Genomic DNA, 19,725 nt, shown 5'->3' with positions numbered 1-19,725 from the left:
TTTTTCAAATCCCGTACTCCATCTCCCGATTATTTAATTTTTTCGACTTCAGCGAAAAGTTTTTGGGAAATCTCATCAATTTCTCCTACGCCGTTTACTTCAACATATTTTCCCTGTTGCTTGTAAAGTTCAGCTACTTCTGCTGTTTTAGTATAATATTCTTTAATTCTGTTTTCGATGATCTCTACATTGCTGTCATCAGATCTTCCGCTCGTTTCACCTCTTTTCAGAAGTCTTTCCACTAAAGTTTTATCTTCAACCACTAAGGATAGGCAGATATCAATTTTGTCGTTCAGTTCCTCATCTACGATTTTTTCCAAAGCTTCCGTCTGAGCGGTCGTTCTTGGGTAGCCATCAAAGATAAATCCGTTGGTATCGGTTGGCTTTCTAAGCTCGTCGATCAGCATATCTGTTGTTACCTGATCCGGAACCAATTCTCCCTTATCGATGTAAGACTTAGCCAGTTTTCCAAGCTCGGTATCATTTTTCATGTTGTATCTGAAAAGGTCACCTGTTGAAATCTGTTTTAAATTGAATTTTTCGATCAGGTTTTGAGCTTGTGTTCCTTTTCCACTTCCTGGAGGGCCGAACAGAACAATGTTTATCATAATGTTGATTCGCCTGCAGCTTTCAGCAATACGCTTTCAGCCTTTAGCTTTTTTAGTTAATATTTACTTTATTTCGATTTAATATTTAAAGCTAATGGCTAATAGCCAAAAGCTAGCAGCAATAATTAATGGTTGATCTGTCCTTCTTCCAGTTGATACAGATTCGCAAGGTTTCTTCCCAACTCATCATAATCAAGTCCGTAACCAAGGACAAATTTATTTGGAATCTCTTTTCCGATATAATCCAGTTTGAAATCTTTCTTGTATACATCAGGCTTTAATAGGAATGAAGCCAGTTTCACAGATTTCGGACGCTGGGTTTCTGTGAAATATTTGAATAGGCTTTCAACGGTATTTCCAGTATCTACGATATCTTCCACAAGAATGATGTGACGGTCTTTCACGTCTTTCGTCAATTCCATTTTCTGGTAAACGATTCCTGTAGATTCAGTTCCTGCGTAAGAGCTCATTTGGATGAACGCAATTTCGCATTCGCCCGGGTAGTATTTTAAAAGATCTGAGAAGAACATGATCACTCCGTTCAGAACCCCGATGAAAACAGGAACTTCATCCTTGTAATCTTCATAAATCTTTAAAGCTGTTTCTTTTACAATTTCCTGAATCTCGGCTTCCTTCAGATAAGGAACGAAAGTTTTGTCGTGAACTTTAATGCTTTCCATAAAAAATTTTAGTAGTCGGCAAAGTTACGTTTTTTTGATCAAAATCTTTTCTACTTTTATTGCGGATTTCATAATCACTCATTTAAATAAGATGGAGTGAAAATAACAGGCAATAAAAATCGCTGATTCTATTCCATTATCCTATTAAATCTACAATTTAAAACCTTTGCGTACAAGGCCATTTTAGTTCGGTAGATTTCAATGGCTTCGGAATTAATGAAAAAAAAGGCATGTTTTTTATCAGGAAAATGTAATATTGGGAAATTTTCTATCTTTGTATTTCCAAAACCCAATGATACAGACATGTAGGATTTAATTTCTTTTTCGATTGTACTCAACAGTAACCCGTGAGTTACTGACGTTTAATTATTACCAAGAAAGAAATTATGATCTTACTGCAAAATATATCCTACGGGTTTCCGGGAGGAGACGTCCTGTTTAATTCCATCCATTTATCCATCCAATCCCATACAAAATCGGCAGTAGCCGGAAGCAACGGTATTGGGAAATCTACACTCCTGAAGCTTATTGCCGGGGAAATTCAACCATCTGAAGGAAGCATAACCATCAAAGGCGATCTGTATTATGTTCCGCAGATGTTTGGAAATTTTGACCATTTGACTGTATCAGAATGTCTTAAGATCGATAAAAAGCTGAATGCTCTTCAAAAAATCATCAATGGTGACATAGATGAAGAATATTTTGAAATTTTAAATGACGACTGGGATATTGAGGAACGTTGCCAGAATGCTCTGGAACACTGGAAACTGGAAAATTTGAAATTAAATCAAAAACTGGAAAGTTTAAGCGGTGGACAAAAAACTAAAGTTTTTCTGGCTGGAATTCAGATCAATCAGCCCGATATTATTTTGTTAGACGAACCTACCAACCATCTTGATCTGGAAGGTAGAAAACTTCTGTATGAATTTGTTAAGCAAACCCATTCAACTGTTGTTATGGTCAGTCACGACCGGATTTTACTGAACCTTGTTGACACGACATTTGAATTAAGCAATCAGGGGATTTCTACTTATGGTGGAAATTATGATCTGTATGCTGAACAGAAAGAAATAGAACAGGAAGCATTAAACAATGACATTCATTCAAAAGAGAGGGCTCTGAAAAAAGCAAAAGAGAAAGAACGCGAAACGCTGGAAAGAAAGCAAAAATTGGATGCAAGAGGAAAACAGAAGCAGGAAAAGTCCGGTGTAGCAAGGATTATGATGAATACTTTGCGCAATAATGCCGAAAAAAATACTTCCAGATTAAAAGATATTCATGCTGAAAAGATCAATGATCTATCAGGAGACTTGAGAAATTTGCGTTCATCATTGAAAAATTCTGATCAAATGAAAGTAATTTTTAATGATTCTGATCTGCATTCCGGAAAGCTTCTGCTTGCTGCAGAGGAAGTTAATTTTAAATATGACGAAAAATTGTTATGGAAAGAAAATCTTACTCTTGAGATCAGAAGTGGGGACAGAATTTTGATCAAAGGATCCAACGGTTCCGGAAAGACTACTTTAATCAAACTTTTATTGGGGAATCTAAAGCCATCTGTCGGAACCATTTCAAAATCAGAATGTAATACCATTTATGTCGATCAGGAATATTCTTTGATTGGACAGCACTTTACTGTTTATGATTTTGTCCAGCAGTTTAATGACATTGCGATGCCGGAATTTGAAGTAAAGACTTTACTATCCCGATTTTTATTCAGAAAGGAAACCTGGGATAAAAAATGTGGGGTATTAAGTGGGGGAGAGCGGTTGAGACTGCTTTTATGCGGGCTTTCAATCAGTAATAAAGCCCCTGATATGATCATTCTGGATGAGCCAACGAACAATTTAGACTTGCAGAATGTAGACATTCTCACCAATTCTATCAGAAATTATCACGGAACTCTGCTTGTGATTTCCCATGATGAGATTTTTCTTGAAGAGATCGGAGTAGAAAGGGAGATTGTTTTGGGTTAAATAATGTTCTGTTGATGTTTTTTATGCTCCCGCAGATTTCACGGATGGTTGTGTTGTATTAGTGATAGGTCTAAAAGATTTCTTCTGTTGGTACTTAGAAAATACAAAAGGGATTTACAATTGTATCAAGGATAAAATCCTGGCATCTTTGCGATGGCCAATAGATATAGATAACACATATTTAGTTTCATAAATGCTTTAAAATCCACTGAAATATGTCATTGAAAACCTCTTCCCTGATTTCTTCATTTAATATTTCGTGACGCATCTCAGGATAAATTTTGACGTTGATATCTTTAAATCCATCCTTTTTTAAATAGTCTACCGTTTTGATAACCCCTTTGCTGAAATCACCGATCGGATCATTCTGCCCGCTGACAAAAAGAATAGGGAAGGATTTGGGAATAGAAACGGCCCAGTTTCTTGCCGTAGCTTTTTTGTAAATAATAAACAGCGTATAAAAAGCATTATTGGTAAAAGGAATTCCACAGAGTTCATCCTCGGTAAAAGCTTTTCTATTGGCCGGATTCAAACTCAGCCAACTAGTGTCGCTGAAATCTTTGTCTTTCTTAAAACTTTTGTTATTAACAGTAGTGAAGAGAGTATTGAGATAGGTAAGATAATGAGGGGCTATTTTGTTGGCTAACGAGAGATAACCATTAATGAGACCGATACCCGCCAAAGGACCTCCGGTTCCTGTAATGATGGCTCCCTTAAATTTGCCGCCAGCTCTTTGAAGAAGACACCGCGTAACGAATGATCCCATAGAATGTCCAAGAACAAAGTGAGGAACATCCGGGTATTTTTGTATAAGATAATCACCCATTGCGTCAGCATCTGAAACCAGCTTTTCGTCCGGCTGATCCAGCTGGAAGAATCCAATGTCTTTTTTATCCTTCACCGATTTTCCATGTCCCAAATGGTCGTAGGTAAGAACCACAAATCCTTGATCTGCAAAATAACCAGCTATTTCAGCATATCTTCCGCTGTGTTCCTGCATGCCGTGGATGATGAGTAAGGTAGCTTTTACCGGAATTTCGTCAGGAGTGAACAGGGTGTGGAAGAGCTTTACTTCGCTTGAGGGAGATGGGGAGAGGTAGGATGATGTTTGTGATGATCTCATGATGGGGAGGAGCTTTGGTTATTTCAGAGAATAATCAAAGATACAGAATTAATCAAATTCATTAGAGATGATAAGAGACTTTTCACGTAGTTTTAAATTTCTAATCTATTCATCCAGTCTGGTTGAAATATCCATTTGCTGATGAAGGATTCTGATGATTTCAATTTCTTTATCTTTCAAGTTGATTTTGTAAAATATAAAATGAGATTTAACTCTTGAACGACAATATCCTTTTCTTATCTTGCTGTAATCTTTTCCGGATTCCGGATTTTTAGATAAATATTCAATCTCATTTATAAGAAGATCAAAATAATGGTCTGCCTGTTTTAATGACCAGTTTTCAAAAGTATAGAGCCAAATCTTTTCTAAATCATTGAATGCTTCATTACTTATTCTATAATTCATGAGTCAGCAGAATGTTTTTGATGAAGATTTTTTAGAAATTCCGTACGGTCAAAATCTTCAACAAATCCAGATTTTTCTCCTTTTTTTAATTCGTTGACTAATTCTGTTTTCTTAGATTCTTCATATTCAAATAATCTTAAGGCGTTTCTTATAACCTCACTTGCTGACGAGTATTTTCCTGATTTTATTTGTTCGCTGATGAAATTATCAAAATAATCTCCCAATAATATGGATGTATTTTTTGCCATCGTTTTAATTTTAATCAAATATACCAATAATTGGTATTTGATCAAAATTGAGTTTTACTCATTTTAAATGGAATAGTATCGATCTGACTTTCCATATTCATTATTACAAATCATCCAATTTTTTTATTCAAATCTAAATAAGGTTTGAAATTAGTTTTAAAAAATATTAGACCCATAATTTGCCCACCCTATTTTTAAAAAGTAATTTTGCATGAATCTAAAATAAAAGTAAAATATGTCAACTTACGTAGTTGTAGGTCTTCAGTATGGAGATGAAGGTAAAGGAAAAATCACGGATGTTTTATCAGCTAAATCGGATTATGTAGTTCGTTTCCAGGGAGGAGACAACGCGGGTCACACGGTTTATGTAGGTGAAGAGAAATTTGTTTTGCACCTTCTCCCTTCAGGAGTTCTACAGTGCAAAGGGAAGTGTATCATTGCGAACGGAGTAGTGGTAAACCCAAAATCTTTCATTAAAGAGGTTGGCCAGATTGAAAGCAAAGGCCTGAAAACTGACCACATTTTTATCAGCAGAAGAGCGCATGTCATCATGCCTTACCACATTCTTTTGGATACTTACCGTGAAGAAGAACACGGAGGAACTCAAATCGGAACCACTAAAAAAGGAATCGGACCTTGCTATGAAGATAAAATTTCAAGAGTAGGGATCAGAATGATCGACCTTTTAAATCCTGAAATATTAAGAGACAAAATTGAGAAAAACTTAAAAATTAAGAACTCTCTTTTCGAAAAATATTACGGAAAACCAACGTTAGACGTTGAAGAAATTTACAACGAATTTTTAGAGCTTGGAAAACAACTTCAGGACAGAATCGTTGATACAGAAGTTGAATTGAACGAAGCCATCAGAGATGGGAAAAACGTTCTTTTTGAAGGAGCTCAGGCATTGATGCTGGACATCGACTTCGGAACTTATCCGTACGTAACGTCATCTTCTCCATCTACAGGAGGAGTTTGTACAGGAGCAGGAGTTCCGCCTACATCCCTTCAAAATCTTATCGGTGTTGCTAAGGCATACTGTACAAGAGTAGGAAACGGACCTTTCCCTTCTGAATTAGACAATGAATTAGGAGAGAAGATCAGACAGATCGGAGGTGAATTCGGTGCTACAACAGGAAGACCAAGAAGAACAGGTTGGTTAGACCTTGTTTCTTTAAAGCACGCTTGTATGATCAACGGGATCAACAACCTTGTGATTACTAAATTAGACGTTCTTACAGGAATTGAAAACCTAAAGATCGTCACTCATTACAAAACAGAAGACGGAAAAATCATCGATTATTTCACTTCTTCAACGGAGAAATTATACAACTACGAACCAATCTATCAGGATCTGCCAGGTTGGAACGAAGATCTTACCAAGGTGAGAAGCTACGACGAACTTCCTGACAATGCTCAGAAATATATTGAGTTCATCGAGAAATACCTTGGAATCAATGTATACTTAGTATCTGTTGGCCCTGAAAGAAGCCAGAACATCATCAGAAAAGAATTATTCTAAGAATAATCCAACAATAGAAAAAGCCGTTTCATTATTTGTGAAACGGCTTTTTATGTTTTATCAACCATTGTATTAAGTAAAGGCTATTTGCTATTTTTGCTGAGTGAAACGCCCTTGCGAACACAAATATTTTCAGGTTTAATTAAAAAAATTGCCATCATATCGTTTTGACTATTCGCAATTAAAATTCTATCCTTCCGTTACCACCGCATCACGGTCTCCGTCCTCTTTCTTTCCTTCCTGTATCATTTCTTCTGCTTCTGCTTTTTCTTCAACAGTGGCTTCTTCTACCTTTTCTTCCTGTTCGTCATTATGATGGTCAATGAAAAACTCACAGTACACAGGAAGATGGTCTGATCCGAAATTTTCCAGAGTTTTAAGGTCTTTAATGAAAATATCTTCACTGTGGAACATTAAATCGATTGGGAATCTTAACAGGAGGTATTTCGCATGAAAAGTAGATACAAAAGAATGTCCGATTCTTGGATCGATCAGATGACTGGTTTTTCTGAATAAGACAGACGATTTTGACCATGCCACATTATTAAAATCTCCAACAACAATCACGGGTTCTTTGATATCTTTAATGCGTTTTGCAGCACTTAATAAGTCTCCGTCTCTTTCCTTCGAAGTTTCTTCTTCGGTAGGACTTGGCGGCGGCGGATGTACTCCAAAGAACACAAACGAAAAACTGTCTTTGGTCTTTAAGTGGGCTTCAATACTTGGAATATCATCGGCTACAAAAAAATGGGTCTTGGCACTTTTGATTTCAAGCTGAGAATAAAAATGCATTCCATAGGTATTTTCAAGCGTCACTTTGTGCTGGAAAGGATAGTCTTTTTCAAGGGCTTTCATTGCCTGTTCCCAATCTCCATTGCTTTCCATCGTCAGAAATACTTCAGGTTTATATTTTTCAATAAGCTGAATAAACCGGTTATATTCTTTGTTAAACTGATAGACATTAGCAGAAATGAAATGCAGTTTTTGAGAAGACTGATGTTGCTGTTTGTATTTTTTCACCGGATAAAGCGGTGTGTATTTTACCAGCGTAATACCATGATGAACAAACAGGAATAATAAAAGCCCCTGTGCATACCATAGATTCTGCGAATGATCAAGAAAAAGACCCAAAATAAAGGTAAGCACCACAACATAAGTAATCTGGATTTTGCCGAATTCCGGCACCCTGAATACCCAATGAGCGTTTTGGATTTTGGGTAGTATCGTTAAGAGCACCAGTAATCCAATCAAAAACAAATAAATTCCCCACATAATTTTAAATAAACGTATAAAATTAATCTATTTTTAAATAATGCAGTGCTATTCACTTTTTAAACTTTGTTAATTTTAATTATTGACCATATTTTTCCTAATTTTATTGTTTGAGATAAATTGCAATCAATATGAATAAACTTACCATGTTGGCGTTACTATTTGGTATCTTCTGTTTCGGACAAAAGAGCCAGGATATTGAAAAACCGATCCGTACCCTGTTTCTTGGAATGAAAAATGCCGATCCGGAATTGATGAAATCTGCTTTTGCTGAGAATGCTGTTTTACAGAGTATTGCCAAAGACGGAACCGTAAAAAATGAAAACGTTCAGGAATTTATTGCTTCCGTATCTAAATTTTCAAAAGGTGATCTGGATGAAAAGATCATCATTGATGCCGTTCATTCAGATGGAGGTCTGGCCAGCGTGTTTACCCCTTATTCCTTCTATTTTAAAGGGAAATTTTCCCATTGTGGAGCCAACAGCTTTCAGTTGGTTAAGCAACAGAGTGACTGGAAAATTCAGTATATCATCGATACAAGAAGAAAAGAGAACTGCAGAGAAATAAAGTAAAATAGAAATCTACTGCTCAGGTTGCAAGTTTTGCTGAAGTTATAGACCTAAAAAATTAAAATTAAATAATGAAGATCCATCACATCGCCATCATAGGCTCAGATTATGAGGTTTCAAAGAAATTCTACACTGAAGTTATAGGCTTGAAGATCATCAGGGAAGTTTACCGTGAAGAAAGGAAGTCTTACAAACTGGATCTGGCGATCGGGGAGCATTATGTGATTGAACTGTTTTCTTTCCCTGATCCTCCGCAAAGACCGTCCCGTCCTGAATCATGTGGTTTAAGACATCTGGCATTCTCTGTTGAAAACGTTAGCGTTAAAAGGGAAGAACTTATAGCAAAAGGCCTTATTTGTGAAGACATCCGCATAGATGAATACACCGGAAAAGAATTTTTCTTTACCCAGGATCCTGATCAGCTTCCCCTGGAATTCTATGAAATGTAAAATTAGTGAGCGTACCCTGTAAAAAAGCTGATCGCCATAATCACAAGAACTATTGAAGAAATGACTACATAGACGTAGTCTTTTTCTTTTAAATACCCGATCAAGGCAAAAATAATTCTTACTAAAGGAGTAAAGATCAACAGCAGAATTCCCAGCTGGATAATCGCCATTCCTTCTCCTTTGCATAAAGAACTCCAGAACATTCCCCATACTTTTTCAGAAGAGGTGCCCATATTAAGGGACGAATATTTTTTAGGCATCTCAAAGCCCTCCACGAAAAGTTTGATAAAACCAATCAATGACGTAATCACAGACAAAATAACGCCTAGTCTCAAAAGATTTCCTACCGAACGGTTCAGATCTACATCTGTAAAATTCTTTCTCATTATCTGAAGCTTTTATTGATACCGTTATACATCATGTAGACTGATAAAATAGTGATCACAATCGCAAAGAACACTTTTAATTTCTTTGTTTTGGAGACCATCAGTGTTTTTGACCCGATGAAACTTCCTACTACCACACCAATTAATACCGGAGCTACAATTACAGGGATGATCTCGCCTCTCTGGAAATAGATCAGTGCACTTGCTACTGCCGTTACCCCAATCATAAAGTTACTCGTAGTCGTAGAAACCTTAAAGGGGAGCTTCATCATATTGTCCATTGCCAGTACTTTAAGGGCACCGGAGCCTATTCCTAAAAGCCCGGACATAGCACCCGCAAACATCATCATTAAAAATCCCGGAACTGTATTTCTGGCCGAGTAGCTTTTTAAAACTCCTTTGTCAGGAAATGTTCCGTAAAGCTTCAGTTTTTCCTCAAGACTTCCTTTGATGACCGGTTCCTGGTGGTCAGGTTTTCCTTTAAGATTTAAAATAACAGTCAACAGAAGAATGCTGGCGAAGATAATTCCGATGGTATTGGGATTAAGCATTCCGGAAAGCAAAGCACCCATGATAGCCCCTGCCGTAGTTCCGATCTCCAGAAACATTCCGATCCGCATATTGGTAAAACCTTCTTTTACGAAAGCTACCGCAGCACCGGAAGAAGTCCCGATCACAGAAATTAAAGAAGCACCGATTGCATAATGCATAGGAACGCCGAAACCCAGCGTCAATAAAGGAATAATGATAACTCCTCCTCCCAAACCCGTAAGTGAACCTAAAAGACCGGCTGAAACCGCGCCGAGGAACAGAATAATGATTTCTGACATGCTACAAATATAAAACTATTGGCTTATTCTGCCAAACGTTTAAAAAAGATAAATTTGACGTATTTTTGCAGGCATGAAAAGTGAAATGAAATTATTTTATATCATTCTCGGTGCAACGCCCAAGGGTAGGAATATCGAGCAGCATGACGTTTTTTTCGGGATCGCACAAAATCTTAAAGATCTCGCTCCCGATATGAAGGATTTCTGGAAAGAAGCCGAAGGAAAGATCCATTTAGACTGCTATCAGGAAGTGAAATTTGCAGACGGGTATGAAGTGAACATTGTGGAAAAAACAGCTCAGACCTATGAAGATAAGTTGTATTTCCTTAATTTAGGGGGATATAAGAAAGGCTTTTTTGAAGAATTTCACGAGCAGCATCTGATGGTAGGAAAATCGATGGGGGAGATCATCAAAAGGGCAAAAGCGACGGAGTTTTATGCAACGATGGGTTTTGAAGGCGCCGTAAGCCATGTGGACGATAAACATGGTGTTGATATTGATGATATTTTCAATGTGAATGATATCCTGCCTGAAAAAATGAAAGAAAAATATTCCATTATCCTGACAAAATCTGATGCGGAAGATCAGAAAAACCCAATGGGACTTGGATATTTAAAGATTGACAAGATTCAATAACTTTCCATAAAAAATCTAATAGAAAAAATAAAAGTAAGAATGAAAATAGGAATTTTAGGAGGCGGGCAGCTGGGAAGGATGCTGATCCAAAGCGCACTGAAATACGATGACCAATTTTATACGCTGGATCCGGCTTCTGATGCACCGTGCAACAATATCTCCCATTTTACCCAGGGAAATTTCAACGATTATGAAACCGTACTGAACTTTGGGAAAGATAAGGATGTAGTGACGATCGAAATAGAACACGTCAATGCGGATGCTTTGGCCGAGCTTGAAAAACAAGGGATAAAAGTAGTTCCCAATGCCGCCATCATTAAAACGATCCAGCAGAAGATCCTTCAGAAAGAATTCTATAAAACCTACGATATTCCAAGTCCTGATTTTCAGGTCGTATGGAACAGTGATGAAAAGATCATGATGCCGCTGCCGTTTGTGCAGAAGATGAACACAGGAGGTTACGATGGAAAAGGCGTTCAGGTGATCAGAACAGAAGAGGATTATCAACACTTATGGAAAGAGGCTTCAGTTATCGAAAGCCTTGTAGATATTGACAAGGAACTTTCTGTTATCGTTGCCAGAAATGAAAACGGCGAAACAAATATCTTTCCGGTGACAGAAATGGTGGCTGATCCAAAACTCAATCTTTTGGACTTCAATGTTTGTCCCGTTCTTCTTACTGAAGATACTCAACGGCAAATTGACTTAATTACAGAGAAGTTTCTGAATGCTGTCAATTCTCCGGGACTTTTTGCAATTGAATTATTTTTGGATAAAGAAGGGAAAATATGGGTGAATGAAACTGCACCCAGATTACACAATTCAGGTCACCAGAGCCAGGAAGGGAATACAAATTCACAGTTTGAGCAAATGTATCGTGTAGTGAAAAATCTACCTTTAGCCGATACAGATGCAATTACCTATAGTGGAATGCTGAATTTGGTAGGGGCAGAAGGATATGCCGGAAAAGTACTATACGAGGGAATGGAAGAGGTGCTTAAATTACCTGAAACCTACATTCATTTATACGGGAAAACAGAAACCAAACCGGGACGAAAAATGGGTCACATCAATGTGCTGGCTGATTCCAGAGAAGAGCTGATGGAGAAGTTGGTGATGGTGAAAAGTATGGTGAGAGTGATCGCTGAATAAGGCGAGACTTAAAATAAAGATAAAGAGCTGTAATCATGATTGCAGCTCATTTTTATGTTATTTTGTCAATACTATAGATCCATTCGCTTCATCAGATCAACTTGTTGATTCTTTTCTTTGCTTTCCTCAAATCAATAGTAAGATCTTAAAGCTTTGCGTGAAAAATTCTTTCCCAGATTGAATGGATGGAGCAGATTTTTTTGAATGTTGTGAAGCTTGAATTCATTCTATTTTATTCATGTTCTACTTTTGAATTTTAGGAAAATCTATCATCTATTTTCTTTCTTTAGAATTCCATAAAAGATGAGAACCGTCGAAACTTTCAAGATAAGCAACCTCAAAATAACCTTTATTATCCTTTGTAATTAAGATAAATGTGGGAATCTTCCTGTTTTAGTCGTAAATTCTTCAGTGTTTTATAATCATTGTTATCAGGAAATTTCCCATTGTTTTTTAATGATTTTATCTCCAGCTTTTATCTCTTCTTTTATTGTGATTTCAATGGGATGATTCCGGTAAACTGTTATCGAAACTATAATTAAAGTCAACAGTGAAACTATGGCTAATAGTACTTTTTCATTATTAGTTAATAGTATCTAAAATATTTCCGAGTTGCGAATAGTCATTATTTGAGCCAAAGTTTTCTGTATTGGCATCTGTTCCAATGATACGATATTGATGACAGCTAAAACATATTTTCGCTATTCCTGTCACTTTACTGTTCTTTTTAAAAACTAAAATATCCCTGAAGACTGGAATACAAGCGGCAATTATTATTTCTTCTTCAGGCTTTTCCACAAATATTTTATTGATGCTTTCAAATTTAGAAGGATTTATTTTCTTTTTCAAGTAACCGATTTTGTCTATATAATTTAGAAAATCAAGATCATTAATGTTTTTTGGTATTGTGTCATATATCAAATGATACTTAAGCTTATCAATTTTTGATTTGTCTTGATTTTGATCTAATTCTATAATTTCATCTTCTTTGGTTTCAATATGATAATAGTCTATCTCATTATAATCAAAGAATTTTTTACCATATTTAATTTCAGACATTACTGATGGTTTTATTTTAGGGTCTACCGTGATATTTTGTTTTTGATCCTTGCAGCCGATTAATAATAAAAGAATTGCTGGAAATAATTTTTTCATGGATTTAAATATAAAATTATTTTAGACTACTTAAAAATCTTCTGGATCACATTTCCGATTTCCATAAAATCACCATGATTCCCTACAGAACGGATCTCCGGACTATTTTCATCAAATTCCGAGAATGGGAAGATCAGAAGGTAATTATTATCCTTTAAATACTTGTTCAATAATTCAGGAATAAGTCGCATTCTCGGAATGTAAGACTGCATTCCACGTTTAGCCATTAAAATGATCAGTGCTTCATCTTCTTTCAGTTTTGCAGCCGTTTTTTCTCCGTCCTGCCACGTGCTCATAATGATAAACTCGGCCTCTATATTTGCTTTTTTGACGATTTTCTGAAGAATATCAAGAATGTTTTCAGGAGCGTAAAACACTACAGTTGCACCGGAATTTCTGGCTACATTCCATACCCTTAGAAGCGCGTGGAAGAATCCTGCCTCCTTATGAGCATTTTCAGGAATCATCACAGCATATTTTTTAATCGTGGAAAGGGGTTGTGCGGCGTGATAGACCAGTACATTCACATCGTCATTCTGAAGATATCCGTTGTACAGATTATACACAAAAGAAGGGGAGAAGCCTTTCTCATCTTCCAGTCCGATGATCAGGTCAGTAATTTTCTGTTCTTTAATTACGTTTTTGACTCCGTTGATCACATCGTTGTCATATCTTTTCAGAGCCTGTATCTTAACGTCAGCTGCAGCGGCGGCATCTGCAGCGTGATGAAGAAGTTTTTCAGCATTTTTCACTGAAGATTCATTCTTATCTTCATTAATCACATTTAAAGCAAACAGATTTTCCGTATTTGAATGGGCTTTGATCAGGATTCCCAGATTCACCATTCTGTCTACCGTTTCTTCGTGATTAATCGCCAGCAGGATATTTTCCTCTTCATGGCTGTTGCCGGAAACTGTATCTTCATTGTCACTTTCCGCAATTTTTTGAGCACTTGCCATTGAAATGAATGAAGAGATGGTACAGGAAATAAGGATCAGAAGGATACTCCCGTTCAGCACGTGCTCATTCAGTAACCTTACCGGTTCACCCGTTTCTGTTTCAGAAAGGATGATGTTATATCCTACCATTACTGAAGCCAGAGTAGCCGCTGCAGAAGCCGAACTCAGTCCGAAAATCAGTTTTCCTTCTTCTTTGGACAGTCTGAATGTCTTTTGAGTCATCACCGCCGAAATATATTTTCCTCCAATGGATGCAACGAGCATAATGGCTGCCACCTCCAAGGTTTCCCAGCTTTTAAAGAAAACCTTAAAATCAATAAGCATTCCTACGCTGATCAGGAAGAAAGGAATAAAGATGGCATTTCCTACAAATTCAACCCTGTTCATTAAAGATGAGGTATGAGGAATCAATCTGTTTAGAGCCAGACCCGCAAAGAATGCTCCGATAATGGCTTCTACTCCGGCAAGTTCAGCAAGCATTGCTGCCAGATAAATCATCACCAGCACAAAAATATACTGTGAAATTTTGTCATCTACCTTTTTGAAAAACCAGCGTCCAATGATTGGGAATATGATTAAGACGATAAGTGCAAATACAATAAAGGAAACAGAAAGTTTTACCCAGAATTCTGTACCTACATCTCCCTGCGACATTCCCACGATCACGGCAAGCACCAAAAGGGCCAGAATATCAGTGATCATGGTTCCGCCCACGGTAATGTTGACGGCTTTATTTTTTGCAATTCCTAATTTACTCACCAATGGATAGGCGATCAGAGTATGCGAAGAAAAAAGACTCGCAAAAAGGATCGATGTCAATATAGAAAAGTGAAGGAGATAATGACCTCCCAGATAGCCTAAAACAAAAGGAACAACAAAGGTGTAGATTCCAAACGTCAGACTTTTCCATTTGTTCTTTTTAAAATCTCCCATATCAATTTCCAATCCTGCCAGGAACATGATATAAAGAAGGCCTGTCGTTCCGGTAACCACAATGCTGCTGTCTCTGGCAAGAACATTAAAACCGTTAGGCCCTATCACCGCACCGGCAATAATAAGCCCCAGAAGGTGGGGAACTTTAATTTTGTTCAAAAGAAGAGGAGCAGCAAGAATGATAATCAATACCAACAGGAATTTTAATACCGGATCTTCTATAGGAAAACTCAGATTATGTATACTCAGTAAAATCATAGGTGTTTTTATTTGGTGGAACGTACTAACTCTACAGAAAATCTAGCCGTACAGCCGTTATCAGATATAATGGTTCGTGTTCCTTTAATTTTGTTGTCGGAAATATCATTCAGCAGAACATTCATTTCCACTTTTTTCTGAGAGGTGGAATCTGTTCTGAAATTGAGCTTAATTTCATTATTCTCAAATTTACCGGAATACAGTCTTACCAGGTTATTATTGTTGATGATTTTCGTTGAAAGATGGATAGAATCACTATCGAATTCCCATGTATCTGTACGCTGATCACCCACTACATAATCGCTGCAGTTAGATTCTGTACAGATGACCTTCCCGTTCCAGGCACCAGATATCTCTTCCGGCCATAAGGCGATTCTTACGGAATCTTTCTTTGAAAAAATGCTGTCTCTCATTTTTAAAAGAGACTGGTATTCAGATTCCTTTTTTGCGAATATTTTTTCTTTTTCGAGTAATTGCTTTTCTCTTTCTGTCAGATTTTTTTCTTTTTCCTTATAATCACAGCTGATTAATAGAAAAGAGGCAGCAAAAAGTATAAAAAATGTGTTTTTTAGCATATTGTCGATGTTGGTTAAAACAATATAAGAAAAAATAAGGAAAATATGAAATCTCCTGGCTCATATAAAGAAAATTTTATATGCTTTTTGAGACATGATTTGTGATGGAGTTAAGATCAGGAAATAAAATCTATTCCCACAGATTCCTCAGATCTATACAGTATTTTATTAAATTTGAGGTCTGAAATCTTTGGCGGTTAAAATAAACGCTTTTGTATTTTTCGATTTTATTCTTTATTTTCCTTCCACCTTTTTTCGAAACATTTCCGGTTTATAATTAATGATAAAAACACCACAGATAATCATCACTGCCGCGAAGATAAATTTAAGGGAAATTTTTTCATCCATGATCAGCCATCCTAAAAATATAGCAATAATGGTATTCACGTAGGCAAGTATGGAAACCTGTACCGGAGAGATTTTGGTTAATGCATAGTGAAAAGCAAAAAATGCAGCAACGGAACCGAAGACTGCCAGATAGAGCATTGCTGAAATACTTTTCACCGTCCAGTTTCCGAAGTTGTAATTTTCTGAAAACAGAAAGGCGAAAATAATCTGTATCATACCTGCAAACAGGAACTGATAAAAAAGATTCAAGGTGATATTGCCGCTTTGGATATTCAGTTTTTTGGTGAAGATAGTTCCCGAAGCCCATCCGGCAATCGCACAGAAAAGGAAGATCATTCCCATTCTGTATTCGGGGTTGGCAAGATCCTGAAGCCCATCCCAGAAAATAAAAAGGATTCCGCTAAAACAGAGCAAAACACCCACTAAAGCCCGGAAACTGAATTTCTGGAGGCCGACCGCGAGACTTCCCAGGAAGACCAGAATAGGAGAGCAGGCACTGATAAGTGAAGCGAGGCTGCTGGATACCGTTTCCTCTGCCACTGTGGTCATGCCATTGGCCACAATCAGCATCAGTGAAGCAAAAATAGCCTGATAACCCATGTTTTTCCATCCGATCCATTTGAATTCTTTTCTGGAAAGAAGCACTATCAGCATAATGACCGATGCCAGAAACTGGCGGATCCCGGCTACAAACCACGCAGGAATAGTTTCCACGGCAATGCGGATCGCCAGAAATGTAGTTCCCCAGACAATTGCAACCGTGAGAACAGCAAAAAGAAGTTTGTAATCTTTCAAAGTAAATGTAAGGTCTAACAGGCAAATATACTTGTTCTCAAATGAATGGTAGGGGTACAGTTTGTCTGATTTTAGCTGATACAGATATGGATTTTTACTTTGAGATGATTGATTGGAAGCTGAAAGAGAGAAACTGGAAGTTGCTCATGGGGTATAATTTTAACAGCTATAGTAGAGAATGAATAGAGCTGTCATTTTAAAAAAAGACTTTTATTCTTTATCTTTGAAGATCTAATAAAAATTGAAGATGGTAGGAATTATTATGGGCAGCCAGAGCGATCTGCCAATCATGGAACAGGCTGCAAATTTTTTGAAAAGTCTCAATATTCCATACGAACTGACAGTCGTTTCGGCGCACAGAACGCCGGAAAGAATGTTTGATTACGCCAAAACAGCAAAGGAAAGAGGGCTTAAAGTGATCATCGCAGGTGCCGGTGGCGCTGCACACCTTCCGGGAATGGTTGCCAGCTGTACCACTTTACCGGTAATCGGGGTTCCTATTTTGTCAAGCAATTCTATTGATGGCTGGGATTCTGTATTGTCTATCCTTCAGATGCCGGGTGGAATTCCGGTGGCAACAGTAGCTTTAAACGGAGCTTTGAATGCAGGAATTCTGGCCGCTAAAATTTTAGGAACCGGAGACCAGAAGATGGCTGAGGATCTTCAGAAATATCAGGATGCTTTGAAAGATAAGGTCCTGGGAACAGTGGATGATATTAAAGCTCAACATCCCAATTCATACGATCAATAACATCAATCATACATTACCCCGTTATCCGTAACGGGGTATTTTGTTTATAATAAAAAAACGCTCCAATATTGAAGCGTTGTTGTTTTATTCCTGGGCCATATTGTCCCTTGTATTTTTCTGGACGGAGATCGCTCCGAAAAGAGCAAGAAGGAAAGCAAATGCATAAAATCCTTTTTCACTTGGAAGGATGGTGGCATTCCATAGTCCGACAGCCAGAAGGACAATGGAAGAAAGGGTGGCAAACCAGCAGATCCCGTAATAAATATCTGTTACCGGAATGTTTTCCAAACGGTCACGGACAGCTTTTTGGAGTGAAACTACGGCAAAAAGGCCATAAAGAAGGATGGTAAAGTAATATCCTTTTTCATTCAGCAGCATTTCAGCTCTGGTGAGACCTACGATGAAACCTATCATTCCTGCTCCCAATGCTACCCAGGACGCAGCTACGAATGCATTTGATACTCTTTGTTTTTTCATTAATTACATGTTTTGTTTAAGGGGCTAAATATATTCATTTTTTCTAAACTTAAGAGTCATGGTATAAAAATAGGGGTAAAATACGGGGAAAAGAGTAATAGGTACTCTACTAGCTAAAATGGTAGCTAAGTTCATCAACAACCGGAAGAGATTTTTTTTGATGATTATTTTTAACCTTCAAAAATAAGGATCACCTGGCAGGTTTAGAAATATGGGAACAGAAAAAATCCCATCATGTTAAATAATGGGATTGTATATAGATTGAAATAATCTTAGTATCTGTAGTATTCAGGCTTGAATGGCCCTTTTACATCTACACCAATATATTCAGCTTGTTCCGGAGAAAGAGTTTCCAACTCAACGCTTAATTTTTTAAGGTGTAAAGCAGCAACTTTTTCATCTAAATGCTTAGGAAGCATATATACTTCGTTTCCGTACGCTGCAGAGTTGTTCCACAATTCGATCTGAGCCAAAGTTTGGTTAGAGAAAGAGTTAGACATTACAAAACTTGGGTGTCCTGTTGCACAACCCAGGTTAACCAGTCTACCTTCAGCAAGGATGATTACTTCTTTACCTTCGATCGTATAGATATCTACCTGAGGCTTCACTTCAGATTTCGTGTGACCGTAGTTTTTGTTTAACCAAGCCATATCGATTTCATTATCGAAGTGACCGATGTTACAAACGATCGCTTTATCTTTCATTTTAAGGAAATGCTCTCCTCTTACAATGTTGAAGTTACCGGTAGTCGTGATTACGATATCTGCGTTGTCTACAACAGTATCCAATCTTTTTACTTCGTACCCGTCCATGGCAGCCTGAAGCGCACAGATTGGGTCAATTTCAGTAACGGTAACGATAGAACCCGCTCCTCTGAAAGAAGCAGCAGTACCTTTACCAACGTCTCCATATCCGCAAACTACCACTCTTTTTCCAGCCAACATAACGTCTGTCGCTCTTCTTACAGCATCTACTGCAGATTCTTTACATCCGTATTTGTTGTCGAATTTAGATTTAGTCACTGAATCATTTACATTGATTGCAGGCATTACCAAAGTTCCGTTTTTCATTCTTTCGTACAGTCGGTGTACTCCTGTAGTTGTTTCTTCAGAAAGCCCTCTGATATCTTTTGTGAATTCAGGATATTTATCGAAAACCATGTTCGTTAAATCTCCACCATCATCCAAAATCATGTTCAATGGTTTTCTGTCTTCACCGAAGAATAAAGTCTGCTCAATACACCAGTCAAAATCTTCTTCGTTTAGTCCTTTCCAGGCGTAAACCGGAATTCCTGCAGCAGCAATTGCAGCAGCAGCATGATCTTGTGTAGAGAAAATATTACAAGAAGACCAGGTAACTTCAGCTCCTAAAGCCACCAATGTCTCGATAAGCACAGCCGTTTGGATGGTCATGTGAAGACATCCGGCAATTCTTGCCCCTTTCAACGGTTGAGATGGTCCGTATTCTTCACGGATAGACATCAAACCTGGCATTTCTGCTTCAGCAAGGGTAATTTCTTTTCTTCCCCATTCTGCTAGGGAGATGTCCTTCACTTTGTAAGGAACGTATTGTGTTGTAGTACTCATATGTAATGAATAAGTTTAAATTCAATTGATA

The 19,725-nt window shown here is 37.5% G+C and carries 21 protein-coding genes; 7 read left to right on the top strand and 14 right to left on the bottom strand.

Going from position 1 to position 19,725, the window contains the following annotated elements; all coding sequences use genetic code 11:
• Positions 1-29: 29 nt before the first annotated feature.
• Both BUC06_RS09455 and BUC06_RS09450 read right to left on the bottom strand, forming a co-directional pair.
• Entirely contained in the window at positions 30-608 is a 579-nt protein-coding gene (locus BUC06_RS09455) for an adenylate kinase (RefSeq protein WP_073332964.1), read from the bottom strand.
• Positions 609-733: 125 nt separating this feature from the next.
• Positions 734-1,288: a phosphoribosyltransferase gene (locus tag BUC06_RS09450; RefSeq protein ID WP_073332962.1), complete on the bottom strand. Its 555-nt coding sequence runs from the start codon at positions 1,286-1,288 to the stop codon at positions 734-736.
• A 386-nt stretch (positions 1,289-1,674) separates the two neighbouring features.
• Here BUC06_RS09450 and BUC06_RS09445 point away from each other — a divergent pair, with 386 nt between their 5' ends.
• Entirely contained in the window at positions 1,675-3,264 is a 1,590-nt protein-coding gene (locus BUC06_RS09445) for an ABC-F family ATP-binding cassette domain-containing protein (RefSeq protein ID WP_073332960.1), read from the top strand.
• A 187-nt stretch (positions 3,265-3,451) separates the two neighbouring features.
• Here BUC06_RS09445 and BUC06_RS09440 read toward each other — a convergent pair whose 3' ends face one another.
• The 3 genes from BUC06_RS09440 to BUC06_RS09430 all read right to left on the bottom strand — a co-directional run bounded on the left by BUC06_RS09440 (position 3,452) and on the right by BUC06_RS09430 (position 5,040).
• Positions 3,452-4,387 (bottom strand): alpha/beta fold hydrolase, encoded by a 936-nt coding sequence (locus tag BUC06_RS09440; protein WP_073332959.1) that lies wholly within the window; start codon positions 4,385-4,387, stop codon positions 3,452-3,454.
• A 105-nt stretch (positions 4,388-4,492) separates the two neighbouring features.
• On the bottom strand, positions 4,493-4,792 hold the full coding sequence (locus BUC06_RS09435; protein ID WP_073332957.1) for a type II toxin-antitoxin system RelE/ParE family toxin: 300 nt from the start codon (positions 4,790-4,792) through the stop codon (positions 4,493-4,495).
• Positions 4,789-5,040: a type II toxin-antitoxin system ParD family antitoxin gene (locus BUC06_RS09430; protein WP_073332956.1), complete on the bottom strand. Its 252-nt coding sequence runs from the start codon at positions 5,038-5,040 to the stop codon at positions 4,789-4,791. Before BUC06_RS09430 ends, BUC06_RS09435 begins: the two co-directional genes overlap by 4 nt.
• Before the next feature lie 235 nt (positions 5,041-5,275).
• Between BUC06_RS09430 and BUC06_RS09425 the strand changes: the two genes are divergently transcribed.
• Positions 5,276-6,562, top strand: a complete 1,287-nt coding sequence (locus BUC06_RS09425) for an adenylosuccinate synthase (protein WP_034728930.1) — start codon at positions 5,276-5,278, stop codon at positions 6,560-6,562.
• Positions 6,563-6,751: 189 nt separating this feature from the next.
• Here the strand turns inward: BUC06_RS09425 and BUC06_RS09420 are convergent, their stop codons facing one another.
• Positions 6,752-7,834: an endonuclease/exonuclease/phosphatase family protein gene (locus BUC06_RS09420; RefSeq protein WP_073332954.1), complete on the bottom strand. Its 1,083-nt coding sequence runs from the start codon at positions 7,832-7,834 to the stop codon at positions 6,752-6,754.
• A gap of 131 nt (positions 7,835-7,965) precedes the next feature.
• On the opposite strand from BUC06_RS09420, the gene BUC06_RS09415 reads away from it, so the two are divergent.
• Positions 7,966-8,406 carry a nuclear transport factor 2 family protein gene (locus BUC06_RS09415; protein ID WP_073332952.1) on the top strand — a complete coding sequence of 147 codons (441 nt, stop codon included), beginning with the start codon at positions 7,966-7,968 and terminating at the stop codon, positions 8,404-8,406.
• 68 nt (positions 8,407-8,474) lie between these two features.
• The gene (gloA2, locus tag BUC06_RS09410) at positions 8,475-8,852 is read left to right on the top strand and encodes an SMU1112c/YaeR family gloxylase I-like metalloprotein (protein ID WP_073332949.1); all 378 of its coding nucleotides are present in this window, start codon (positions 8,475-8,477) and stop codon (positions 8,850-8,852) included.
• A 2-nt stretch (positions 8,853-8,854) separates the two neighbouring features.
• Here gloA2 and BUC06_RS09405 read toward each other — a convergent pair whose 3' ends face one another.
• Together BUC06_RS09405 and BUC06_RS09400 are read right to left on the bottom strand one after the other, a co-directional pair.
• On the bottom strand, positions 8,855-9,238 hold the full coding sequence (locus BUC06_RS09405) for a DUF1634 domain-containing protein (protein WP_073332946.1): 384 nt from the start codon (positions 9,236-9,238) through the stop codon (positions 8,855-8,857).
• Positions 9,238-10,068 (bottom strand): sulfite exporter TauE/SafE family protein, encoded by an 831-nt coding sequence (locus BUC06_RS09400; protein ID WP_073332944.1) that lies wholly within the window; start codon positions 10,066-10,068, stop codon positions 9,238-9,240. Before BUC06_RS09400 ends, BUC06_RS09405 begins: the two co-directional genes overlap by 1 nt.
• Before the next feature lie 85 nt (positions 10,069-10,153).
• Here BUC06_RS09400 and BUC06_RS09395 point away from each other — a divergent pair, with 85 nt between their 5' ends.
• Both BUC06_RS09395 and BUC06_RS09390 read left to right on the top strand, forming a co-directional pair.
• On the top strand, positions 10,154-10,705 hold the full coding sequence (locus BUC06_RS09395; RefSeq protein WP_073333315.1) for a DUF1543 domain-containing protein: 552 nt from the start codon (positions 10,154-10,156) through the stop codon (positions 10,703-10,705).
• A gap of 39 nt (positions 10,706-10,744) precedes the next feature.
• Positions 10,745-11,857: a 5-(carboxyamino)imidazole ribonucleotide synthase gene (locus tag BUC06_RS09390; protein ID WP_073332941.1), complete on the top strand. Its 1,113-nt coding sequence runs from the start codon at positions 10,745-10,747 to the stop codon at positions 11,855-11,857.
• Between the two features lie 582 nt (positions 11,858-12,439).
• On the opposite strand, the gene BUC06_RS09385 is transcribed toward BUC06_RS09390, so the two are convergent.
• The 4 genes from BUC06_RS09385 to BUC06_RS09370 all read right to left on the bottom strand — a co-directional run bounded on the left by BUC06_RS09385 (position 12,440) and on the right by BUC06_RS09370 (position 16,880).
• Positions 12,440-13,012: a hypothetical protein gene (locus tag BUC06_RS09385; RefSeq protein ID WP_073332938.1), complete on the bottom strand. Its 573-nt coding sequence runs from the start codon at positions 13,010-13,012 to the stop codon at positions 12,440-12,442.
• Positions 13,013-13,038: 26 nt separating this feature from the next.
• Entirely contained in the window at positions 13,039-15,162 is a 2,124-nt protein-coding gene (locus BUC06_RS09380) for a cation:proton antiporter (protein WP_073332936.1), read from the bottom strand.
• Positions 15,163-15,170: 8 nt separating this feature from the next.
• Positions 15,171-15,737, bottom strand: coding sequence for a hypothetical protein (locus BUC06_RS09375; protein WP_073332933.1), 567 nt, complete (start codon positions 15,735-15,737; stop codon positions 15,171-15,173).
• Between the two features lie 234 nt (positions 15,738-15,971).
• Entirely contained in the window at positions 15,972-16,880 is a 909-nt protein-coding gene (locus BUC06_RS09370) for a DMT family transporter (RefSeq protein WP_073332930.1), read from the bottom strand.
• 247 nt (positions 16,881-17,127) lie between these two features.
• Here BUC06_RS09370 and purE point away from each other — a divergent pair, with 247 nt between their 5' ends.
• On the top strand, positions 17,128-17,631 hold the full coding sequence (purE, locus tag BUC06_RS09365) for a 5-(carboxyamino)imidazole ribonucleotide mutase (protein WP_073332928.1): 504 nt from the start codon (positions 17,128-17,130) through the stop codon (positions 17,629-17,631).
• An 84-nt stretch (positions 17,632-17,715) separates the two neighbouring features.
• On the opposite strand, the gene yiaA is transcribed toward purE, so the two are convergent.
• Both yiaA and ahcY read right to left on the bottom strand, forming a co-directional pair.
• The gene (gene yiaA, locus BUC06_RS09360) at positions 17,716-18,108 is read right to left on the bottom strand and encodes an inner membrane protein YiaA (protein ID WP_073332925.1); all 393 of its coding nucleotides are present in this window, start codon (positions 18,106-18,108) and stop codon (positions 17,716-17,718) included.
• 272 nt (positions 18,109-18,380) lie between these two features.
• Positions 18,381-19,694, bottom strand: a complete 1,314-nt coding sequence (gene ahcY, locus BUC06_RS09355) for an adenosylhomocysteinase (RefSeq protein WP_073332922.1) — start codon at positions 19,692-19,694, stop codon at positions 18,381-18,383.
• Between the last annotated feature and the right edge of the window lie 31 nt (positions 19,695-19,725).

It is taken from the genome of Chryseobacterium carnipullorum (genome assembly GCF_900142785.1).
GTDB classification, from domain to species: domain Bacteria; phylum Bacteroidota; class Bacteroidia; order Flavobacteriales; family Weeksellaceae; genus Chryseobacterium; species Chryseobacterium carnipullorum.
This window is presented reverse-complemented; position numbering and strand designations above follow the sequence as displayed.

Excerpts from the sequence above, each read along its gene's own strand:
- ahcY (WP_073332922.1), bottom strand. The coding sequence starts at position 19,694 with ATGAGTACTACAACACAATACGTTCCTTACAAAGTGAAGGACATCTCC.
- BUC06_RS09420 (WP_073332954.1), bottom strand. The coding sequence starts at position 7,834 with ATGTGGGGAATTTATTTGTTTTTGATTGGATTACTGGTGCTCTTAACG.
- BUC06_RS09440 (WP_073332959.1), bottom strand. The coding sequence starts at position 4,387 with ATGAGATCATCACAAACATCATCCTACCTCTCCCCATCTCCCTCAAGC.
- purE (WP_073332928.1), top strand. The coding sequence starts at position 17,128 with ATGGTAGGAATTATTATGGGCAGCCAGAGCGATCTGCCAATCATGGAA.
- BUC06_RS09395 (WP_073333315.1), top strand. The coding sequence starts at position 10,154 with ATGAAATTATTTTATATCATTCTCGGTGCAACGCCCAAGGGTAGGAAT.
- BUC06_RS09400 (WP_073332944.1), bottom strand. The coding sequence starts at position 10,068 with ATGTCAGAAATCATTATTCTGTTCCTCGGCGCGGTTTCAGCCGGTCTT.
- BUC06_RS09450 (WP_073332962.1), bottom strand. The coding sequence starts at position 1,288 with ATGGAAAGCATTAAAGTTCACGACAAAACTTTCGTTCCTTATCTGAAG.
- BUC06_RS09445 (WP_073332960.1), top strand. The coding sequence starts at position 1,675 with ATGATCTTACTGCAAAATATATCCTACGGGTTTCCGGGAGGAGACGTC.
- BUC06_RS09385 (WP_073332938.1), bottom strand. The coding sequence starts at position 13,012 with ATGAAAAAATTATTTCCAGCAATTCTTTTATTATTAATCGGCTGCAAG.
- BUC06_RS09435 (WP_073332957.1), bottom strand. The coding sequence starts at position 4,792 with ATGAATTATAGAATAAGTAATGAAGCATTCAATGATTTAGAAAAGATT.
- yiaA (WP_073332925.1), bottom strand. The coding sequence starts at position 18,108 with ATGAAAAAACAAAGAGTATCAAATGCATTCGTAGCTGCGTCCTGGGTA.
- BUC06_RS09455 (WP_073332964.1), bottom strand. The coding sequence starts at position 608 with ATGATAAACATTGTTCTGTTCGGCCCTCCAGGAAGTGGAAAAGGAACA.
- BUC06_RS09425 (WP_034728930.1), top strand. The coding sequence starts at position 5,276 with ATGTCAACTTACGTAGTTGTAGGTCTTCAGTATGGAGATGAAGGTAAA.
- BUC06_RS09430 (WP_073332956.1), bottom strand. The coding sequence starts at position 5,040 with ATGGCAAAAAATACATCCATATTATTGGGAGATTATTTTGATAATTTC.
- BUC06_RS09405 (WP_073332946.1), bottom strand. The coding sequence starts at position 9,238 with ATGAGAAAGAATTTTACAGATGTAGATCTGAACCGTTCGGTAGGAAAT.
- BUC06_RS09380 (WP_073332936.1), bottom strand. The coding sequence starts at position 15,162 with ATGATTTTACTGAGTATACATAATCTGAGTTTTCCTATAGAAGATCCG.
- gloA2 (WP_073332949.1), top strand. The coding sequence starts at position 8,475 with ATGAAGATCCATCACATCGCCATCATAGGCTCAGATTATGAGGTTTCA.
- BUC06_RS09375 (WP_073332933.1), bottom strand. The coding sequence starts at position 15,737 with ATGCTAAAAAACACATTTTTTATACTTTTTGCTGCCTCTTTTCTATTA.
- BUC06_RS09415 (WP_073332952.1), top strand. The coding sequence starts at position 7,966 with ATGAATAAACTTACCATGTTGGCGTTACTATTTGGTATCTTCTGTTTC.
- BUC06_RS09390 (WP_073332941.1), top strand. The coding sequence starts at position 10,745 with ATGAAAATAGGAATTTTAGGAGGCGGGCAGCTGGGAAGGATGCTGATC.